This is a genomic window from Streptomyces broussonetiae, assembly GCF_009796285.1.
Classification (GTDB): Bacteria; Actinomycetota; Actinomycetes; order Streptomycetales; family Streptomycetaceae; genus Streptomyces; species Streptomyces broussonetiae.
In genome coordinates, this window is record NZ_CP047020.1 from 6,663,694 (window position 1) to 6,683,227 (window position 19,534).

The 19,534-nt window shown below is 70.1% G+C and carries 18 protein-coding genes; 10 read left to right on the forward strand and 8 right to left on the reverse strand.

Annotation, left to right across the window (positions count from 1 at the left end; translation table 11 throughout):
* The first annotated feature begins 165 nt into the window (after nt 1–165).
* Together frr and GQF42_RS30875 are read left to right on the forward strand one after the other, a co-directional pair.
* The gene (gene frr / locus GQF42_RS30870) at nt 166–723 is read left to right on the forward strand and encodes a ribosome recycling factor (RefSeq protein WP_158925299.1); all 558 of its coding nucleotides are present in this window, start codon (nt 166–168) and stop codon (nt 721–723) included.
* Nucleotides 723–1,868 carry a phosphatidate cytidylyltransferase gene (locus GQF42_RS30875; protein ID WP_158925301.1) on the forward strand — a complete coding sequence of 382 codons (1,146 nt, stop codon included), beginning with the start codon at nt 723–725 and terminating at the stop codon, nt 1,866–1,868. Before frr ends, GQF42_RS30875 begins: the two co-directional genes overlap by 1 nt.
* 89 nt (nt 1,869–1,957) lie before the next feature.
* On the opposite strand, the gene GQF42_RS30880 is transcribed toward GQF42_RS30875, so the two are convergent.
* Nucleotides 1,958–2,623 carry a YceI family protein gene (locus tag GQF42_RS30880; RefSeq protein ID WP_158925303.1) on the reverse strand — a complete coding sequence of 222 codons (666 nt, stop codon included), beginning with the start codon at nt 2,621–2,623 and terminating at the stop codon, nt 1,958–1,960.
* A 575-nt stretch (nt 2,624–3,198) separates the two neighbouring features.
* Complete coding sequence (locus tag GQF42_RS45065; RefSeq protein WP_199272862.1) at nt 3,199–3,372, reverse strand: hypothetical protein; 174 nt, start codon at nt 3,370–3,372, stop codon at nt 3,199–3,201.
* A 274-nt stretch (nt 3,373–3,646) separates the two neighbouring features.
* On the opposite strand from GQF42_RS45065, the gene rlmN reads away from it, so the two are divergent.
* From rlmN to GQF42_RS30905, 5 genes are all read left to right on the forward strand, one after another.
* Nucleotides 3,647–4,753, forward strand: a complete 1,107-nt coding sequence (gene rlmN, locus GQF42_RS30885; RefSeq protein WP_158925304.1) for a 23S rRNA (adenine(2503)-C(2))-methyltransferase RlmN — start codon at nt 3,647–3,649, stop codon at nt 4,751–4,753.
* Between the two features lie 247 nt (nt 4,754–5,000).
* Nucleotides 5,001–6,074, forward strand: a complete 1,074-nt coding sequence (locus GQF42_RS30890; protein ID WP_158925306.1) for a thiamine ABC transporter substrate-binding protein — start codon at nt 5,001–5,003, stop codon at nt 6,072–6,074.
* 38 nt (nt 6,075–6,112) lie between these two features.
* Nucleotides 6,113–7,714: an ABC transporter permease gene (locus tag GQF42_RS30895; RefSeq protein WP_158925308.1), complete on the forward strand. Its 1,602-nt coding sequence runs from the start codon at nt 6,113–6,115 to the stop codon at nt 7,712–7,714.
* Nucleotides 7,715–8,737 (forward strand): ABC transporter ATP-binding protein, encoded by a 1,023-nt coding sequence (locus tag GQF42_RS30900; RefSeq protein ID WP_158925310.1) that lies wholly within the window; start codon nt 7,715–7,717, stop codon nt 8,735–8,737.
* A 25-nt stretch (nt 8,738–8,762) separates the two neighbouring features.
* Nucleotides 8,763–9,560, forward strand: coding sequence for a maleylpyruvate isomerase family mycothiol-dependent enzyme (locus GQF42_RS30905; RefSeq protein WP_158925312.1), 798 nt, complete (start codon nt 8,763–8,765; stop codon nt 9,558–9,560).
* A gap of 80 nt (nt 9,561–9,640) precedes the next feature.
* Here the strand turns inward: GQF42_RS30905 and GQF42_RS30910 are convergent, their stop codons facing one another.
* The 6 genes from GQF42_RS30910 to GQF42_RS30935 form a co-directional block, all read right to left on the reverse strand.
* On the reverse strand, nt 9,641–10,336 hold the full coding sequence (locus GQF42_RS30910) for an LAETG motif-containing sortase-dependent surface protein (protein ID WP_233273512.1): 696 nt from the start codon (nt 10,334–10,336) through the stop codon (nt 9,641–9,643).
* A 359-nt stretch (nt 10,337–10,695) separates the two neighbouring features.
* Entirely contained in the window at nt 10,696–11,103 is a 408-nt protein-coding gene (locus GQF42_RS30915) for a VOC family protein (RefSeq protein WP_158925314.1), read from the reverse strand.
* 112 nt (nt 11,104–11,215) lie between these two features.
* Nucleotides 11,216–12,634 carry a hypothetical protein gene (locus GQF42_RS30920; protein WP_158925316.1) on the reverse strand — a complete coding sequence of 473 codons (1,419 nt, stop codon included), beginning with the start codon at nt 12,632–12,634 and terminating at the stop codon, nt 11,216–11,218.
* On the reverse strand, nt 12,616–13,356 hold the full coding sequence (locus tag GQF42_RS30925) for an ABC transporter ATP-binding protein (RefSeq protein WP_158925317.1): 741 nt from the start codon (nt 13,354–13,356) through the stop codon (nt 12,616–12,618). The genes GQF42_RS30920 and GQF42_RS30925 overlap by 19 nt, the downstream gene beginning before the upstream one ends.
* A 209-nt stretch (nt 13,357–13,565) precedes the next feature.
* Nucleotides 13,566–14,948, reverse strand: coding sequence for an aspartate aminotransferase family protein (locus tag GQF42_RS30930; RefSeq protein WP_158925319.1), 1,383 nt, complete (start codon nt 14,946–14,948; stop codon nt 13,566–13,568).
* Nucleotides 14,933–15,454 (reverse strand): Lrp/AsnC family transcriptional regulator, encoded by a 522-nt coding sequence (locus tag GQF42_RS30935; protein ID WP_158925321.1) that lies wholly within the window; start codon nt 15,452–15,454, stop codon nt 14,933–14,935. Before GQF42_RS30935 ends, GQF42_RS30930 begins: the two co-directional genes overlap by 16 nt.
* A 181-nt stretch (nt 15,455–15,635) precedes the next feature.
* On the opposite strand from GQF42_RS30935, the gene GQF42_RS30940 reads away from it, so the two are divergent.
* From GQF42_RS30940 to GQF42_RS30950, 3 genes are all read left to right on the forward strand, one after another.
* Nucleotides 15,636–17,075, forward strand: coding sequence for a gamma-aminobutyraldehyde dehydrogenase (locus GQF42_RS30940; protein WP_158925323.1), 1,440 nt, complete (start codon nt 15,636–15,638; stop codon nt 17,073–17,075).
* Nucleotides 17,076–17,520: 445 nt separating this feature from the next.
* Nucleotides 17,521–18,684 carry an ABC transporter substrate-binding protein gene (locus GQF42_RS30945; protein ID WP_199273113.1) on the forward strand — a complete coding sequence of 388 codons (1,164 nt, stop codon included), beginning with the start codon at nt 17,521–17,523 and terminating at the stop codon, nt 18,682–18,684.
* A 196-nt stretch (nt 18,685–18,880) separates the two neighbouring features.
* On the forward strand, nt 18,881–19,408 hold the full coding sequence (locus tag GQF42_RS30950; protein ID WP_158925327.1) for a hypothetical protein: 528 nt from the start codon (nt 18,881–18,883) through the stop codon (nt 19,406–19,408).
* Nucleotides 19,409–19,534: the final 126 nt, after the last annotated feature.

Below are 19,534 nucleotides of genomic sequence, written 5' to 3' on the forward strand. Positions count from 1 at the left end.
CGACCCGGCCGGTGGTGCACGGCCCCGTAAGGGGGCCGGACCCAGGCCGGGGGATGGACAATGTCCTGCACGTCGGGAACCGTGCAGGAAGAAGACGCGACGCAGCCGGCCGCCGCCCCGCCGAGGAACCGCAGCCGGGCCTTACTCAAGACACAGGAGCAAGTGGTGATCGAAGAGATCCTCCTCGAGGCCGAGGAGAAGATGGAGAAGGCCGTCGTGGTCGCCAAGGAGGACTTCGCCGCGATCCGCACCGGCCGTGCGCACCCGGCGATGTTCAACAAGATCGTGGCCGACTACTACGGCGCCCTGACGCCGATCAACCAGCTGGCCTCGTTCTCCGTGCCGGAGCCGCGCATGGCGGTCGTGACGCCGTTCGACAAGAGCGCGCTGCGCAACATCGAGCAGGCGATCCGTGACTCCGACCTGGGCGTCAACCCCAGCAACGACGGCAACATCATCCGGGTGACGTTCCCCGAGCTGACCGAGGAGCGGCGCCGCGAGTACATCAAGGTCGCCAAGGGCAAGGCCGAGGACTCCAAGGTGTCCATCCGCTCCGTGCGCCGCAAGGCCAAGGACGCGCTCGACAAGCTCGTCAAGGACGGCGAGACCGGCGAGGACGAGGTCCGCCGCGCGGAGAAGGAGCTGGACGACACCACGGCGAAGTACGTCGCGCAGGTGGACGAGCTTCTGAAGCACAAGGAAGCGGAGCTGCTCGAAGTCTGATGAGCGACTCTTCCTGGGGGGCGCCGCCGGCGGCGGGTCAGGCCGGCTACTGGGGGCTCACCGGGGGTGGGCCTGCCCAGGGAGCCGCCCCGACGGGTCCCGCGTACCATGCGCCTGAGGCGCAGCAGACCCGCCCCATGCCCATCGTGCCCGACGAACCCGTCTACGGCGGGGGCCAGGACAACGACCGGGGGGCCGCTTCGCCGAGCGGCCCCTTGTTCCACAACGAGGTCCGCCCAGAGCCCTCACCGGCCCGGTCTCTCCCGGCCGAGAACCAGAATCCGGAGCCCATGCCCGACGCCCCCCAGCCGGCGCCAGCGCCGCAGAAGAAGAGCGCGGGCCGTGATCTGAGCGCGGCCATAGGGGTCGGTGTCGGACTCGGTGTGGTGATCGTCGCGTCCCTGTTCATCCGCAAGGCCGTCTTCGTCGGCGTGATCGCGGTCGCCGTGGTCGTGGGCCTGTGGGAGCTGACCAGCAGGCTGCAGGAGCGCAAGGGCATCAAGGCACCTCTCGTGCCGCTCGCGGTGGGCGGGGCGGCGATGGTGGTCGCCGGGTATGTGCGCGGCGCCGAGGGGGCCTGGGTCGCCATGGCTCTGACAGCCCTCGCGGCCCTGGTCTGGCGTATGACGGAACCGCCGGAGGGCTATCTCAAGGACGTCACGGCAGGCGTCTTCGCGGCGTTCTACGTGCCGTTCCTGGCCACGTTCGTCGCGATGATGCTGACCGCCGCCGACGGCCCCTGGCGCGTCCTGACCTTCCTGCTCCTGACGGTCGTCAGCGACACCGGCGCCTACGCGGTCGGCTGGCGCTTCGGCAAGCACAAGCTGGCCCCGCGCATCAGCCCCGGCAAGACCCGCGAGGGCCTGCTGGGTGCGGTGCTGTTCGCGATGGTCGCGGGTGCGCTGTGCATGCAGTTCCTGATCGACGACGGCAGGTGGTGGCAGGGACTGCTGCTCGGCCTCGCGGTCGCGGCCAGTGCCACCCTGGGCGACCTCGGCGAGTCCATGATCAAGCGCGACCTGGGCATCAAGGACATGGGCACCTTGCTCCCGGGCCACGGCGGCATCATGGACCGCCTGGACTCGCTGCTGCCGACGGCGCCCGTGGTCTGGCTGCTGCTGGTGATCTTCGTCGGCTCCGCGTGAACCGAGGCCGTACGGCCGTGAGCCGAGGAGTCGTACGACTGTGCCCCCGCCCCGTGTTCAGGGCGGGGGCACAGTCGTGTGCGCCCGGCTCAGACCCCCGCCGTGTTGCGGATCGCCGCGATGTCGAACTGGAGGCGGACCGTTTCGCTCACCATGGCCCCGCCCTGGGCCAGCTTGGCGTCGTAGCTCAGGCCCCAGTCGGAGCGGTTGATCGTGGTGGTGCCGTCGAAGCCGACCCGCTCGTCGCCGAACGCGTCGGTGACATGGCCGATGTAGGCGAGGTCCAGGTCGATCGGGCGGGTCGTCTCCTTGATGGTGAGGTCGCCGGTCATGCGGTAGACGTCCTTGTCGACGAGCCGCACGGCGGTGCTCGTGAAGGTCATCCGCGGATACGTCGCGGCGTCCAGGAACTGGCGGCCGACCAGATGCGCGTCACGTTGCTCGACACCGGTGTCGACGCTCGATGTGTACAGCACGAGGTCGGCCCGGGAGCGGGACGGTTCGCGGCCGTCGAAGTACAGCCGGCTCTCGTACTGCGGGAAGGCGCCGCGCACCGTCGTCACCATCGCGTGCCGTACCGAGAACCCGATCCTGCTGTGCGCGGGATCGATCAGCCACTCGCCGGTGAGGGATGCCAGCGCGGGGTCGGGCAGTACGGCGGTGGCAGTGGCACCGGCCCCCGGTGCGGCGGTCGCCACGGGCGCGGCGGAAGGCTGCGCGCGCCGGTGAAAGGAATTGCGGCCGAAAAGGTTCATGGCGCCATTTGTTACGGCACGGCAAAGGGCGGGACAAGGGCCGACCAGGAAACCCGACCGTTCGTCAGCAGAACTTCACACCTCGCCGACTGCACCCGAGCTGTCACACTCCGTGGATACGGGTGCCCCTCCGGTTAGCAGGCGCAACCACCGGCTCCCCCGGCCGCGCCACGACCGTCCCCAGCAGGTGTCACCGGTCGTCACGGGCATCGAGGTCTGAGAAGAAGCGGTCCACGATCTCGCTTTGGCGACACCTTCGAGAGCTTCGCCGACCATCCGACTGGCCAGCTCCGTGGCCAAGGACACGACGTCTCCCCGCAGCTCCGTCTCCGCCATGACGCGATCGGCCGAGCCGTGCCTGAGCCTCCACGAGCATCGCCTCGCGTTCCCGCAGGCCCTCAGCGCGAAGCTCGGCGATCAGTTGCGTGCCCTGCTCCAAGGCCTCCTGGCGCAGGCGCGCCGCCTTGTGTCGGGCCTGGTTCCTGGGGCCGTTCCATCGTGAGCAATGCGCCGCGCCGTACTGCGGACGGATGGCCACTGCCACACGACCACGGTGCACCGGTGACAAGACCTTGTCAGTGCTTGAAGGAGCCCTTGGCCTGCTCTTTCGTGCCCCGCATCTTGCCCCGTGCCTCAAGAGCGGCGCCTTTCGCCGCGAGGGTTTCTTGGTGCATCGCGTGGGCCGCCTTCCGTACCGTTTTTCCGACGACCTGTTCTGCCTTGGCCTTGGCCCGTTCTCCGGCACTCATCTCGGTACCTCCGCACAGTCTCACCGGCCGTGTGCCCCTTGAGGCAGGGAGAAAACCCACCCTGCGGAATGCGCCGATCATGGACGGCCAAGGTCCCGCGGGTCTGGAGGGGTCCCGAGACAGTGGCGGCCCGGCCAGGGCCGCGGCCTCATCGGCTGGGCCGTCCCTGGGCCGTCCGACGCCGCTCAGCGGCGACCGGTAACGACTGCTAACGACAGTCATAGCGACCACCAGCCCCAGGTCACCCAAGTGGATCTGCGACACTGGGAGAGCTATGCCTAAGCCCGGAGAACTCACTTTCGTCGCCCCGCGCGGAGCCAAGAAGCCGCCGCGGCACCTTGCCGACCTCACGCCCGCCGAGCGCAAGGACGCGGTGGCCGAGATCGGTGAGAAGCCGTTCCGTGCCAAGCAGCTCTCGCAGCACTACTTCGCGCGGTACGCGCACGACCCGGAGCAGTGGACAGACATCCCCGCCGGATCGCGCGAGAGGCTGCGCGAGGCGCTGTTCCCGGAGCTGATGACGGTCGTCCGGCATCTGTCGACCGATCAGGGGACCACGCGCAAGACGCTGTGGCGGCTGTTCGACGGGACGCTCGTCGAGTCCGTGCTGATGCGGTATCCGGACCGGGTCACCATGTGCATCAGCTCGCAGGCGGGCTGTGGCATGAACTGCCCGTTCTGCGCCACCGGGCAGGCGGGGCTGGACCGGAATCTGTCCACCGCCGAGATCGTCCACCAGATCGTGGACGGGATGCGGGCGCTGCGGGACGGCGAGGTGCCGGGCGGCCCGTCCCGGCTGTCCAACATCGTCTTCATGGGCATGGGCGAGCCGCTCGCCAACTACAAGCGGGTCGTGGGGGCCATTCGCGCCCTCACCGACCCCGCGCCCGACGGACTCGGGCTCTCGCAGCGCGGGATCACCGTGTCCACCGTCGGGCTCGTGCCGGCCATCCACCGGTTCGCCGACGAGGGCTTCAAGTGCCGGCTCGCGATCTCCCTGCACGCCCCCGACGACGAGCTGCGTGACACCCTCGTGCCCGTGAACACGCGGTGGAAGGTGCGCGAGGTGCTGGACGCCGGGTTCGAGTACGTGGAGAAGAGCGGGCGCCGGCTGTCGATCGAGTACGCGCTGATCCGTGACATCAACGACCAGGCCTGGCGCGGTGACCGGCTCGGCCGACTGCTGCGGGGCAAGCCCGTGCACGTCAACCTGATCCCGCTCAACCCGACGCCGGGCTCCAAGTGGACCGCCTCCCGGCCCGAGGACGAGAAGGCGTTCGTGGAGGCCATCGCCGCCCACGGCGTGCCCGTCACCGTCCGGGACACCCGGGGCCAGGAGATCGACGGAGCCTGTGGTCAGCTCGCGGCCACCGAGCGGTAATCTGGCCCACGTCACTCACATCTTCATATCGACATCTTGTTTCGTATCGACATCTTCATATTCCGACAGGGGAGCGCCACAGCGCTGAGAGTGCGGCAACCGGGCCGCAGACCCTCTGAACCTCGCCCAGGTCATTCTGGGTAGGAAGTTCGGTCATCACTCGAGCTGTTGCGCCCTGCCCGGGTCCTTCCCGCCGAAGGCCCGGGCGGGGCCGCGTTCTTCCTGGCCAACCCCAGGAGGACATCCAGTGCACAACAAGACCCTCGTGGCCGTCGCGGTCGGCCTCGGCCTGGTCGGCCTGTCCGCATGCGGATCCGGCAGCGGTACGTCGGCCGCCGACTCCAAGACCGTCACCCTCGTCAGCCACGACTCGTGGGCCGTGTCCAAGAACGTGCTCCAGGACTTCGAGAAGAAGACCGGGTACAAGGTCCACGTCCTCAAGGACGGCGACGCCGGGCAGGCCGTCAACAAGGCGATCCTCACCAAGGACAACCCGCAGGGCGACGTCTTCTTCGGCGTCGACAACACCCTGCTCTCCCGCGCCCTCGACAACGGCCTCTTCCAGCCGTACCGGGCCAAGGCGCTCGACCAGGTCGGCTCCGCCTACCAGCTCGACAAGGACAAGCACCGCGTCACTCCGGTCGACTACGGCGACATCTGCGTCAACTACGACAAGGCGTACTTCAGCAAGCACAAGCTGGCCCCGCCGCAGTCCTTCGCCGACCTGGCCGAGCCGCAGTACAAGAACCTCCTCGTCACCGAGAACGCCGCCACCTCCTCGCCCGGCCTCGGCTTCCTGCTGGGCAGCGCCGCGCAGTTCGGCGACCAGGGCTGGCCGGACTACTGGAAGAAGCTCAAGGCCAACGGTGTCAAGGTCGTCGACGGCTGGGAGCAGGCCTACTACCAGGAGTTCTCCGGCTCCTCCGAGGGCAGGAAGGCCGGCGGCGACCGGCCGCTCGTGGTGTCGTACGCCTCCTCGCCGCCCGCCGAGGTGATCTACGCCAAGAAGCGGCCCGGCACCGCCCCCACCGGTGTGGCGAGCGGCACCTGCTTCCGGCAGATCGAGTTCGCCGGGCTGCTCAGCAACGCCAAGAACCCCAAGGGCGCCAAGGCGTTCATCGACTTCCTGGTCTCCAAGGAGTTCCAGGAGGACATGCCGCTGAACATGTACGTCTACCCGGTGCTGGAGGGAGCCAAGGTGCCCGCCGAGTTCACCGAGTACGGGCCGGCCGCCCGGCACCCCGAGACCATGGCCCCCGAGAAGATCGCCGCCAACCGGGACCAGTGGGTCAGGTCGTGGACGTCACTCGTCCTGAAGTAGCGGGATCGCGGCGGGGAAACGCGGCGCGGCTCGGGCTGATGGCCCTGCCCGTCGCGTTCTTCGCGCTGTTCTTCGCATGGCCCGTGGCCGCGATCGTGGCGCGCGGCCTCAAGGTGGACGGCGCCTGGCAGTTCGGGCGGGTCGCGGACGTGGTCACGCAGCCGGACATCCGGCACGTGCTGTGGTTCACCACCTGGCAGGCGCTCGCCTCCACCGCGCTCACCCTGCTCCTCGCCCTGCCCGCCGCCTACGTCTTCGCGCGCCTGGACTTCCCCGGCAAACAGGTGCTGCGGGCCGTCGTCACCGTCCCCTTCGTGCTGCCCACGGTCGTCGCGGGCACGGCCTTCCTCGCCCTGGTCGGTCGGGGCGGCCTGCTGGACGACCTGTGGGGCGTACGGCTGGACACCACGGTGTGGGCGATCCTGCTGGCGCACGTCTTCTTCAACTACGCCGTCGTCGTACGGACCGTCGGCGGACTGTGGGCGCAGCTCGACCCCCGGCAGGAGGAGGCCGCCCGGATGCTGGGCGCCTCGCCGCTCGGCGCCTGGCGCAAGGTCACCCTGCCGGCGCTCGTGCCCGCCGTGGCCGCCGCCGCGCTGATGGTGTTCCTGTTCACCTTCACCTCCTTCGGCGTCGTCCAGATCCTCGGCGGGCCCACCTTCTCCACCCTCGAGGTCGAGATCTACCGGCAGACCTCCGAGATCTTCGACCTCTCCACGGCCGCCGTCCTCACCCTTCTGCAGTTCGCCGCCGTCGGCGCGATCCTCGCCGTGCACGCGTGGACCGTACGGCGCCGGGAGAGCACCCTGCGACTCGTCGACCCCAAGGTCACCACCCGCCGCCCGCGCGGCTCCGGGCAGTGGGCGCTGCTCGCCGGGGTGCTCGTCACCATCGCGCTGCTCCTCGTACTGCCGCTCGCCGTTCTCGTCCAACGCTCGCTGGACGCACCTGGCTTGGGCTACTACCGGGCGCTTGCGGACTCCGACGGCGGTACGTTCCTGGTGGCGCCGATCCACGCGGTGTGGACCTCCCTCCAGTACGCCGCCGCCGCCACCGCCATCGCCGTCGTGATCGGAGGGCTCGCCGCCGCCGCGCTCGCCCGCCGGGACGCCGGACGGCTGGTCCGCGGCTTCGACGCGCTGCTGATGCTGCCGCTCGGCGTGTCCGCCGTGACCGTCGGCTTCGGCTTCCTGATCGCGCTCGACAAGCCGCCGCTGGACCTCAGGCAGTCCTGGATTCTGGTCCCGCTCGCACAGGCGCTGGTCGGTGCCCCCTTCGTCGTACGGACCATGCTGCCCGTGCTGCGTGCGGTGGACGGCCGGCTGCGGGAGGCCGCGGCCGTGCTCGGAGCCTCGCCCTGGCGGGTGTGGCGCGAGGTGGACCTGCCGCTGGTGCGGCGGGCACTGCTGGTGGCGGCCGGGTTCGCGTTCGCCGTCTCGCTCGGCGAGTTCGGGGCGACCGTGTTCATCGCCCGGCCCGACAACCCCACGCTCCCGGTCGCCGTGGCCCGGCTGCTCAGCCGCCCCGGAGACCTCAACTACGGCCAGGCGATGGCCCTTTCGACCATTCTGATGGTGGTGTGCGCCGCCGCCCTGCTCCTCCTGGAGCGGCTGCGCACCGACCGGACGGGGGAGTTCTAGATGCTGCTCAGCCTCGATGCCGCGACCGTGCGCCTCGGCGGGCGGGCGGTCCTCGACACCGTCGATCTGGGCGTCGCCGAGCACGAGGTGGTGTGCGTGCTCGGGCCCAGCGGCAGCGGGAAGTCGACCCTGCTGCGGGCGGTCGCCGGGCTGCAGCCCCTGTCCGGCGGACGGGTGCTGCTCGACGGCCACGACCAGTCGGGCAGGCCCGCGCACAAGCGGGGCGTCGGCCTGATGTTCCAGGACCACCAGCTCTTCCCGCAGCGCGATGTCGGCGCGAACGTGGCCTTCGGGCTGCGCATGCACGGCATCGCCAAGGGGGAACGGGACGCCGAGGTCGGGCAGTTGCTGGAGCTGGTCGGACTGCCCGGGGCGGCACGGCGGGCCGTGGCCTCCCTGTCCGGCGGCGAGCAGCAGCGCGTGGCACTCGCCCGGGCGCTGGCGCCGAGACCCCGGCTGCTCATGCTGGACGAGCCGCTCGGCCAGCTCGACCGCTCGCTCAGGGAACGCCTGGTGGTCGAACTGCGGGAACTTTTCGGCCGGTTGGGCACCACCGTGCTCGCCGTGACCCACGACCAGGGCGAGGCGTTCGCGCTGGCCGACCGGGTGGTGGTGATGCGGGACGGACGGATCGCCCAGTCCGGCACCCCGCTCGACGTCTGGCAGCGGCCCGCCGACGCGTTCGTGGCCCGCTTCCTCGGCTTCGACAACCTGGTCGAGGCGACCGTCACCGGCACGGCCGCCGACGGCCCCTGGGGCAAACTGCCGGTGCCCGACGGCTCCGCGCAGGGCGCGCGCACCGTGCTGGTCCGGCCTGCCGGTGTACGGCTCGTGGCGGCCGACACGGGCCTGACCTGCACGGTGGCCGCCCGCACCTTCAAGGGCACCCATGTGGCCGTCCACCTCCAGCCGGGGGAGGGGCAGCCGCGCCTGGAGGCCGCCTGTGCACTGCGGGACGCGCCCGAGGTCGGGGACGAGGTCGGCGTGGAGTTCGACGCGGCCGAAATCGTCGTGCTCGGCTGATCAACGGCGGCTTAGGGTGAGGGCCATGACTTTGCTTGCGCATGACCGTTACTGTGATGAAATCGCCCACCAGGTCGAGCAGTTGAGGTCCGTGGTGACCTCCGGCGCCGACCTGTCCGCGACGGTGCCGACCTGCCCGGACTGGTCGCTGGAAGACCTCGTACGGCATATGGGGGGTGCCCTGCGCTGGGTCGACGCCCTGGTGCGCAGCAGGGCGCAGGAGAACATCCCGGCCGAGCGGATCCCGCTGGCGGGTGGACCGGAGGAGCGGGGCGACGCGGCCGCCTTGGAGAAGTGGCTCGCGCAGACCGGGGACCTGGTCGTCGGCGCGCTGCGCGAGGCCGGGCCGGACGCCCACGTGTGGGCCTGGGCCGGAGTGTCGAACGCGGGGTTCTGGGCGCGCCGGATGGCCCACGAGATCACCGTGCACCGCGCCGACGCCACGCTGGCGGCCGGGCTGCCGTACGAGGTCGCGCCGGACGTCGCCGCGGACGCGGTGGACGAGTGGCTCCAGATCGTTCAGTGGGCGCAGCGGACCCTGCCCAAGGACCCGGTGCGGGAGCTGCGCCGGCCGGGCGCCAGCATCCATCTGCACGCCACCGACACCGGGCCGGCGCTGGACGCCGAGTGGCTCATCGACCTGGACGGGGAGGTGATCGACTGGCGGCGCGGACACGAGAAGGCCACGGTCGCCCTGCGCGGCCCGCTCACCTCCGTACTCCTCGCCTTCTACCGCCGGCTGCCGTTGGACACCCCCGGGCTGGAGGTCCTCGGTGAGCGCGAGCTGCTGGAGTTCTGGCTGGAACGCTCGACGTTCGGCTGATCGATCTTCGGGCACACGACCGCGGCCCGTCCCCTGGGGACAGGGGAACGGGCCGCGGAAGCGAGCGGAGGAGCGAGGGGTCAGCTGTCGCCGCGCGCCCCGCGACGGCGCATGCCGAAGAAGACGGCGCCACCGCCGACGACGACCAGCGCGCCCGCGAGGCCGGCGATCAGGCCGGTGTTGGAGTTCGCACCGGTCTCGGCGAGGTTCGAGCTGCCGGCCGCCGGGGACGGCGCGTTGCTCGGGGCGGCGCTCGCCGGGGCGGAGTTGGAGGCGGAGTCCGACGGCGTCGGGGTCGGCGACTGGGCCGGGGCGGACTTCGACGGTGACGGCTTCGGCGTCGAGGAGGCCGGCGGGGTCGGGGTGGAGCCGGCGGTCTTGCAGGCGGCGGACGGCGCCGTCAGGCCGTTCTCGATGTCCTCGTCGACGATGTTGGCTGCCTTGACGTGGACGCGGTACGTCGCGTTCGGCTTCCAGTCCTCGGAGAAGGTGACCGGAGCGCCCTCGGCGGAGCCCTTGACCTCCTGCTTGCCGATCTGCGTCTCGACCCCGCCGTTGTTCTTGAGGAACACGGTGATGGTGGCCGGGGTGCCGGAGGCGTCGGTGTCGGTGACGACGATGATGCCCTTGTCGCCGTCGCACTTGGCTTCGGCCTTGAAGTCACGGATGTTGCACGCGAGCGCGGAGCTGGACAGGCCCAGCACTACGGCGGCGGAGGCGGAGGCAACACCCAGGATGCGCACGGAACGGCGTGCGCTGCGGCGAGTTATGGACACGTTTGTCCTTTACAGAGTGCACAACTGCGGGGGGTTGAAGAGGAGTTGGGGCGACAGATGAGGTGAGGCCCCAGCCTCCCCAGGAGGCTCACAGGTCTATAAGCGCTCCGTAAGCAGTGTCAATGCATATGCCGTCAGCGGTTGTTGCCTTTGCCTTCTTATTAACTGCTGAGACGTTTGATCGTGTCCCGCACCTGCTCGATCCGGTCAACCGGGGCCATACGGGACGCCATTGGCCGGCGGGCCGCCCTCGTGGGCGGCGTGGGCCTGTAGTGGACGCGGGCGCCGCGGTGCGCCTGGCGGAGGCGGGTGCCGGATCCACCCGCCCGTGCCAGGCGCGGCTGTTCGGCCGGAAACGGTCAGCCCTGCACCGCGGCCGGGTCCATCCACATGACTTCCCAGGTGTGGCCGTCGAGGTCGTCGAAGACACGGCCGTACATGAATCCGTGGTCCTGGGTCGGGCCGGTCTCCGTGCCGCCCGCAGCGACCGCCTTGCCGACCAGCTCGTCGACCTCGGCGCGGCTCTGCGCGCTCAGACAGACCAGCACCTCGCTGGTCTTCGTGGCGTCGGCGATCTCCTTCTTGGTGAAGGTCGCGTAGAACGGCTTGGTGAGCAGCATCGCGACGATGGTGTCGCTGATCACCACGGAGGCCGCCTGCTCGTTGCTGAACTGGGGGTTGATGGTGTAGCCCAGCTCGGTGAAGAACTTCTTCGAGGCATCGAGGTCGTTCACGGGCAGGTTCACGAAGATCATCTGCTGGTACATGAGGGGCTCTCCCGTCAGGGGTTCGTGCCGGTGTCCGGTGCGTTCGGTGGGTAGACCGGGGGCCCGATTCGAACTCATCGGCGACCGGAGATCTTTTTTCGACAGATTCTCTTCAGCGGTCCACGGGGAGGGCCGCCAGGGCGGCGACGGCGAGCGTGAGCGGGCCGAACAGGACCAGCAGGGCCGCCGCACGCAGGGCCGCGGCCGCCCGCAGCATCGCGGCCGGGGCGCCGAGCCGCAGCAGCGTGGCGGTGGTGTCGGCCCGGCACTGGCGGGTCTCGACGGCCGCGGTGAGCAGCGTGGCGACCGTGCAGCCGGTGACGAGCAGCGCGCCGAGGGTGGTCAGGGGGCCGAACGCCGGTGCCGAGCCTGCGTACAGCGTGGTCATGGCGTAGCCGGCGGTCACGACCGCGCAGACGACACCCAGCGGGCGGCCGAGGCGGGTGGCTTCGGCCATCAGGACCCGGCCGGCGAGGAGGCGGAGGGCGCCGGGACGGGTGGACTGCAGGAGACGGCCGCACAGGTGGGTGAGGCCGGGGGAGGCGAGGACGAGACCGGTGGCGATGAGGAACCAGCCGAGCAGCACGGCGCCGGCCTGCCGCTCGGCGTAGGCGTGGACCGCGAGACCGGCGGTGACGAGGGTGATGCCCCAGGGGAGGCCGACGGGGGTGTCCTTGGAGGGCCGCCGGCTGCCGTCGGTCCAGGCGGTTTCCGGGGCCGGTGACCCTGTCTCGGCCTCGGCCTCGGCCACGGCCTCGGTTTGGGTCTTGGTCTCGGTGTCGGTCCCCGGCGCCGTGCCGTGGCCGCTCGTGCCGTGGCCGCTCCGCTCGGGGTCCGGAGCCGCCCCGGCGGCAGCGCCGTCCGTGGGCTGGGCGCCGTCCGCCGCCGGCCGGCCGGCGGCCGGCACGTTGCCCCGCCGCGCGCCGAACCTCCCGTACGCCCCGAACGTCTCCCGTGCCGCCGAGCGCCCGTACGCCCCGAAGCGGCCGAATCCGCGGGGACCAGGGGCGGCGCGGCGCGGGTCTCTCGGGCGCAGCGCGAGGGCCACCGTCGTCGTTGCGGTGGCCGGGACCAGGCCCAGCAGGGTCAGGGTCGCCGGGATCGGGAGGGGCTGGTCGGCCGCCAGGAAGTCCGAGGCCGCGCCGTCGAAGGGCATGCCCGTCAGATCGCCGCGCAGGTGGAGGAAGACCAGCAGGGCCAGCACCGAACCCAGGGCGCAGGACAGGGCCGTGGTCAGCGCGGAGAGGGCCATGAGACGGGCCGGGCCGAGGCCCACGGCCGACAGCCCGGGGCGTGGCCGGGTACCGGGGTCGGTACGGGCGACCGCGAGCGCGAGGTGCACCGCGGCGGCGAGCGGTACCGCGCACCAGGCCAGCCGCAGCGCGGCGGCGTCCGCCTGCTGCGGGTGGTCGAGGGCGTAGCCGAGGCAGGCCAGCAGCAGGAAGCCGGTGCCACCGGCAGCCGCGGCCACCAGCAGGCGGCGCAGCTGGACTGTGGGCCGGGTGGCGCGGGTCAGACGGAGAGCGACCACGCGGCCCGGCCTTCCGTCTCGGGTGCGTCCGGCAGGTGCACGGTGCGCACGCGCCGGCCGTCCAGCAGGGCCGCGGTGCGGTCGGCGAGGGCCGCGGTGTCGGGGTCGGCCGTGGCGAGGACGACGGTGATGCCGTGCGAGCGGGCGGCCGAGGTCAGCATGCGCAGCACTTGGGTGCGGTCGGCGCGGTGCAGCGGGGCCGTCGGCTCGTCGGCGAAGAGGATCGTGGGACCCGAGGCCAGCGACCGGGCGATGCAGACGCGCTGGCGCTCGGCCTGCTGGAGGTCGCGCGGGCGCGTGCGGGCCTTGTCGCCGACGTCGAGGCGTTCCAGCCACTCCAGCGCGGCGACCTTCGCCCTGCGCCGGCCGGTGCCGCGCAGCATCAGGGGGAGCGCCGCGTTCTCCCAGACGTTCAGTTCGGGGACCAGGACCGGGGCCGGGTCGATCCAGCCGAACCGGTCCCGGCGCAGCCGCTCCCGGGCCATCGGGCCCAGGGTGTGCACGGGCGCGCTGTTGAACCAGACCTCGCCGCTGCGCACGGGTACCAGTGCGGACAGACAGCGCAGCAGGGTCGTCTTGCCGCTGCCGCGGGGGCCGGTGACGGCGAAGATCTCGCCCTGCCGCACCTCGAGCGAGACCCCGGTGAGCCCGGGGGAGCCGTCGGGGTGACTGAAGTGCAGCGAGCGTGCCCAGAGCACGTCGTTGTCCGGCGGGGCCTCCATGGGCGTACACCTCGGTTCTGATCCGTTTTCCCGCAACCGTTCCCCCGTACGGGCGAACGACAGCTGGGGCGATCGGTCACTGGAACGCTAGGCAGCCGGTACCGGGAGGCCGGACAGCACACGGCCCCGGGCCGCCGTTCTCACTCGAACGGACCGCGCCGGGGCCGGGAGCATCATCCAGTCGGATGATCAGACCTGTCTGGGGAGGCTCAGAGCTTGGTCCACGCCTCCGTCAGCGTCGCGCGCAGGATCTGCTCGATCTCGTCGAAGGTCTCCTGGTTGGAGATCAGCGGCGGGGCGAGCTGGATGACCGGGTCGCCGCGGTCGTCGGCACGGCAGTACAGGCCGTTGTCGAACAGCGCCTTGGAGAGGAAGCCGTACAGGACGCGCTCGGTCTCCTCCTCGTTGAAGGACTCCTTGGTGTTCTTGTCCTTCACCAGCTCGATGCCGTAGAAGAAGCCGTTGCCGCGGACGTCGCCGACGATCGGCAGGTCGTGCAGCTTCTGCAGGGTCTGCAGGAAGGCGCCCTCGTTGTCCAGCACGTGCTGGTTGATGTTCTCGCGCTCGAACAGGTCGAGGTTGGCCAGACCCACCGCCGCGGAGACCGGGTGGCCGCCGAAGGTGTAGCCGTGCAGGAAGGTGTTGTCGCCCTTGTAGAACGGCTCGGCGATGCGGTCGGAGACGATGCAGGCGCCGATCGGGGAGTAGCCCGAGGTCATGCCCTTGGCGCAGGTGATCATGTCCGGGACGTAGCCGAACTTGTCGCAGGCGAACATCGTGCCCAGGCGACCGAAGGCGCAGATGACCTCGTCCGACACGAGCAGCACGTCGTACTTGTCGCAGATCTCGCGCACCCGCTGGAAGTAGCCGGGCGGGGGCGGGAAGCAGCCGCCGGCGTTCTGCACGGGCTCGAGGAAGACCGCGGCGACGGTGTCCGGGCCCTCGAAGAGGATCTCTTGCTCGATCTGGTCGGCGGCCCAGCGGCCGAAGGCCTCCGGGTCGTCGCCGAAGAGCGGGGCGCGGTAGATGTTGGTGTTCGGCACCTTGTGCGCGCCCGGCACCAGCGGCTCGAAGGGGGCCTTCAGGCCCGGCAGGCCGGTGATGGACAGGGCGCCCTGCGGGGTGCCGTGGTAGGCGACGGCACGCGAGATGACCTTGTACTTGGTCGGCTTGCCCTGCAGCTTGAAGTACTGCTTGGCGAGCTTCCAGGCGGTCTCGACGGCCTCGCCGCCACCGGTGGTGAAGAAGACCTTGTTCAGGTCGCCCGGGGCGTAGTCGGCGAGCCGCTCGGCCAGCTCGACGGCCTTGGGGTGGGCGTAGGACCACACCGGGAAGAAGGCCAGCTCCTGGGCCTGCTTGAAGGCGGTCTCGGCGAGTTCCGTGCGGCCGTGACCGGCCTGGACCACGAAGAGGCCCGCGAGACCGTCGAGGTAGCGCTTGCCCTTGTCGTCGTAGATGTAGGTGCCCTCACCCCGGACGATGGTCGGGACGGGGGACTTCTCGTACGAGGACATGCGGGTGAAGTGCATCCACAGGTGGTCGTACGCGGTGCGGCTGAGGTCCTTCTGGGTCACGGTTATCGGGTTCCCCACATGTAGGTCTGCTTCTTCAGCTTCAGATAGACGAAGCTTTCGGTGGAGCGCACTCCGGGCAGGGCCCGGATGCGTTTGTTGATGACGTCCAGCAGGTGGTCGTCGTCCTCGCAGACGATCTCGGCGAGGATGTCGAACGAGCCCGCGGTCATCACCACGTACTCGACTTCCGACATGCCAGTCAGCACGTCCGCGATCGACTCGACATCGCCCTCGACGTTGATGCCGACCATTGCCTGCCTGCGGAAGCCCACGGTGAGCGGGTCCGTGACGGCGACGATCTGCATCACGCCCTGGTCCAGCAGCTTCTGGACGCGCTGGCGCACGGCCGCCTCCGACAGGCCGACGGCCTTGCCGATCGCGGCGTACGGCCGGCGGCCGTCCTCCTGGAGCTGCTGAATGATGGCGAGGGAGACGGCGTCCAGCTGGGGGCTGTTGCCGTTCCTGGACTCGCGGGTGGAGTCCCTCTGGTCTGCGCTTCGACTGGCCACGACCTCACTGTGCACGACGTCTCGACAGTTTCGCAACCCTCCAGCGATGAAATTCGTTGTTTGGGACTCCGAGTCTTGCGGATTTCGCAGAACTAGTGGCGGTGGGGGTGTTGAAAACGTGGGCCTGACGACTAGGGTGGGTGTCTCAGTAATCGGACAGCGAGTAACAGCGAGTACCTGAATCAGGAGGCCGGCAGTGAGCACCGAGCTGCGTCGTCTGCGCAACTACATCGACGGTGAGTTCCGGGACGCCGCCGACGGACGGACCACCGAGGTGGTCAACCCCGCGACCGGCGAGGCGTACGCGACCGCGCCGCTGTCCGGGCAGGCGGACGTGGACGCCGCCATGGAGGCCGCCGCCCGCGCCTTCCCGGCCTGGCGTGACACGACCCCGGCCGAACGGCAGAAGGCGCTGCTGAAGATCGCGGACGCCTTCGAGGAGCGCGCCGAGGAGCTGATCGCGGCCGAGGTGGAGAACACGGGCAAGCCGATCGGGCTCACCCGCTCCGAGGAGATCCCGCCGATGGTCGACCAGATCCGCTTCTTCGCGGGCGCGGCGCGGCTGCTCGAGGGCCGCTCGGCCGGTGAGTACATGGAGGGGATGACCTCGATCATCCGCCGTGAACCGGTCGGCGTCTGCGCCCAGGTCGCGCCCTGGAACTACCCGATGATGATGGCCGTGTGGAAGTTCGCCCCGGCGATCGCCGCGGGCAACACGGTCGTGCTGAAGCCGTCGGACACCACTCCGGCGTCGACCGTCCTCATCGCGGACATCATGGGCTCGATCCTGCCCAAGGGCGTCTTCAACGTCGTCTGCGGCGACCGCGACACCGGCCGCATGATGGTCGAGCACGACACCCCCGCGATGGCGTCGATCACCGGCTCCGTGCGCGCCGGCATGTCCGTGGCCGAGTCCGCGTCCAAGGACCTCAAGCGGGTCCACCTGGAGCTGGGCGGCAAGGCCCCGGTCGTCGTCTTCGAGGACACCGACATCGCCAAGGCCGTCGAGGACATCTCCGTGGCGGGCTTCTTCAACGCCGGCCAGGACTGTACGGCCGCCTGCCGCGTCCTCGTCCACGAGTCCATCCACGACGAGTTCGTCGCCGCGCTCGCCAAGGCCGCCGAGGAGACCAAGACCGGTCAGCCGGACGACGAGGACGTCCTCTTCGGCCCGCTGAACAACCCCAACCAGCTCAAGCAGGTCGAGGGCTTCATCGAGCGGCTGCCCGCCCACGCGCGCGTGGAGGCCGGCGGCAAGCGTGTCGGCGACAAGGGCTACTTCTTCGCGCCGACCGTCGTCTCCGGCGTCAAGCAGGACGACGAGATCATCCAGAAGGAGGTCTTCGGGCCGGTCATCACGGTCCAGACCTTCACGGACGAGGACCAGGCGGTGGAGTTCGCCAACGGCGTGGACTACGCCCTGGCCTCCTCGGTGTGGACCAAGGACCACGCGCGCGCGATGCGCATGTCCAAGAAGATGGACTTCGGCTGCGTGTGGATCAACACCCACATCCCGCTGGTCGCCGAGATGCCGCACGGCGGCTTCAAGAAGTCCGGCTACGGCAAGGACCTGTCGGCGTACGGCTTCGAGGACTACACGCGGATCAAGCACGTGATGACGTCGCTGGACGCGTAAGCACCACCGACACCGAGAGCGGCTCCGGACAGGTCACCTCCCTGACCGGAGCCGCTCTTCGTCATGTCGCGGCCGTCGTCGTACCGTGCGCCGCCGGTCGGACGGGTCGAGGGAGTCGACCCGCTCGCGCGTGAACCCGTGCACCTTCTCCTCCGTATCCGTACGGTCTCCGGCCGCATGCAGTGCAGTGCAGTGCGGTGCCGTGCGGTGCGGTGCCGTGCGGTGCGGTGCCGTGCGGTGCGGAACGTTGCAGTGCGGTGCGCGGCCCGGCACAGGCGCCCGGGCGCGTGGGAAGCGGGGCTGTCCGAGGCATGACGGGGGCATGACCGCCACCGATCGACAAGGTGTCGGACAGGCGCGGGCATGCTCGACGCAGCGTCGATTGTCCGTTCGACGGCCGGACGGGCATCCTTCCGGGGTGCCCCAGACTTCTCGTACGTCCGCCATGTCCCGCCGCTCCCTTCTGCGCGCCCTCGGCGGCACCGCCGCGCTCGGTGCCCTGGCCGGCTGCGGGGTGCCCGCCGCCTATGTCGCGCCCGGCGACCGGGCCGCCGCCGACGAGTCCACGGCCGACAGGAAGCTGACCTGGGCGAACTGGCCGCTGTACATCGACACCGACGACAAGAACCCGAACCGGCGGCCCACGCTGGAGGCGTTCGAGAAGCGCACCGGGATCAAGGTCGACTATGTCGAGGAGATCAACGACAACGACGAGTTCTTCGGCAAGATCAGCCCCGCGCTGATGAACCATCAGACGACCGGCCGCGATCTGATCGTCGTCAGCGACTGGATGTGCGCGCGGTTCGTGCGCCTCGGGTGGGTACAGAAGATGGACCGCGCCCACCAGCCGAACGTCGCGAAGTACCTGGACCCGCTGCTCCGCTCCCCGGCCTTCGACAAGGGCCGGCTCTCCACCGTGCCCTGGCAGTCGGGCATCACCGGCATCGCCTACAACCGCAAGAAGCTGGGCCGGGACATCCAGCACGTCAAGGACCTGTGGGCGGGCGACCTCAAGGGCCGGGTGACCCTCCTGTCCGGCCTGGACGAGGCCTTCGCACTGCTCATGCAGGGCAACGGCGTGGACATCACCAAGTGGAAGGCCACCGACTTCCACAACGTCTGCGACGAGGTGGAGCGACAGGTCCACCGGGGCCAGATCCGCCGCTTCACCGGCAACGACTACACCAAGGACCTGGTCAGCGGTGACGTCCTCGCCTGCCAGGCCTACTCCGGCGACGTCATCCAGCTCCAGGCGGACAACCCCGACATCCGCTTCGTCGTCCCCGAGGAGGGCGCCGAGCTGTGGTCGGACTCCCTGATGATCCCCAACCGGGCCCGCCACAAGGCCAACGCCGAGCGCCTGATCGACTACTACTACGCCCCCGAGGTCGCCGCGAAGCTCGCCACCTGGGTCAACTACGTCTGCCCGGTCCCGGCGGCCAAGGAGGTCCTGGCGGCCTCGAAGGACAAGGACACCGCGGCCCTCGCCGACAACCCCCTGATCTTCCCGGACACCACGATGCGCAGCCGTCTCGCCATCGCCCGCGACATCACCTCCACCGAGCGGGTGGAGTTCGCGAAGCGGTGGAACAAGATCGTGGGGTTGTGAGCGCGGAGTCAGCTGTTCTCTGCGCGGTTCCCGTCCGAACAGGCGCTTACCTGTGGCGAGATGACGATCGGGATGAACGGCACGTTCGTCAACACGATGGTGCGCCGGTGGCGGGCGCGGTGGACTCCGGGGTCTGGTGGAGCGCGCATTGCGGGAACTTTTTGAACGCGTTCAACTCTAGGCGTACGCTCATCTCATGAGCGACAGAGCCGCCCTCCTCAAGGGCATTCGCGTCTGGTTGGTCCTCTTCGTCGTGTGCCTCGTGCTCAGCGGGGCCACCGCCTTTCCACTGGTGCACGAACTGCGCTGGACCGAGAGCGCGTTGCGTGCGCTGTCCGTGCCCGAGCAACTGCCGGGGCTGATGCACTGGATCGAGCGGGTACGGCACGGGCTCGACACCGCCGACGCCGACTACCCGTTCCTCCTCTACGGCACCGACTGGCTGGCCTTCGCCCACCTCGTCATCGCGGTCGCCTTCTACGGGCCGTACCGCGATCCCGTCCGCAACATCTGGGTCGTGGAGTTCGGGATGATCGCCTGCGCCGGGATCATCCCGCTCGCCCTGGTCTGCGGACCGATCCGCGGCATCCCCTTCTGGTGGAGCCTGATCGACATGTCCTTCGGGGTCTTCGGTGTCATCCCGCTGTACGTCGTACGGAAGAAGATCAAGCGGCTGGAGGCGCTCGGCGGCGCCTCGCGGCCAGTGCCCGCTCCGGCTGCTTGAGGGCGGCTGTGGCGATGCTCTCGGCGACCGGGTTCATCGGGTTCATCCCCTCGCCCTTGGCGTCCGTGGAGCCGACCCGGTGGATGAGAGTAAGGCCGAGGCCGAGCGTCGCAGCGATCCCGGTGG

Coding starts and splice junctions, on each gene's coding strand:
- GQF42_RS30875 (WP_158925301.1), top strand. CDS start 723: ATGAGCGACTCTTCCTGGGGGGCGCCGCCGGCGGCGGGTCAGGCCGGC.
- GQF42_RS30880 (WP_158925303.1), bottom strand. CDS start 2,623: ATGAACCTTTTCGGCCGCAATTCCTTTCACCGGCGCGCGCAGCCTTCC.
- GQF42_RS45065 (WP_199272862.1), bottom strand. CDS start 3,372: ATGAGTGCCGGAGAACGGGCCAAGGCCAAGGCAGAACAGGTCGTCGGA.
- rlmN (WP_158925304.1), top strand. CDS start 3,647: ATGCCTAAGCCCGGAGAACTCACTTTCGTCGCCCCGCGCGGAGCCAAG.
- GQF42_RS30895 (WP_158925308.1), top strand. CDS start 6,113: ATGGCCCTGCCCGTCGCGTTCTTCGCGCTGTTCTTCGCATGGCCCGTG.
- GQF42_RS30900 (WP_158925310.1), top strand. CDS start 7,715: ATGCTGCTCAGCCTCGATGCCGCGACCGTGCGCCTCGGCGGGCGGGCG.
- GQF42_RS30905 (WP_158925312.1), top strand. CDS start 8,763: ATGACTTTGCTTGCGCATGACCGTTACTGTGATGAAATCGCCCACCAG.
- GQF42_RS30915 (WP_158925314.1), bottom strand. CDS start 11,103: ATGTACCAGCAGATGATCTTCGTGAACCTGCCCGTGAACGACCTCGAT.
- GQF42_RS30925 (WP_158925317.1), bottom strand. CDS start 13,356: ATGGAGGCCCCGCCGGACAACGACGTGCTCTGGGCACGCTCGCTGCAC.
- GQF42_RS30945 (WP_199273113.1), top strand. CDS start 17,521: ATGTCCCGCCGCTCCCTTCTGCGCGCCCTCGGCGGCACCGCCGCGCTC.
- GQF42_RS30950 (WP_158925327.1), top strand. CDS start 18,881: ATGAGCGACAGAGCCGCCCTCCTCAAGGGCATTCGCGTCTGGTTGGTC.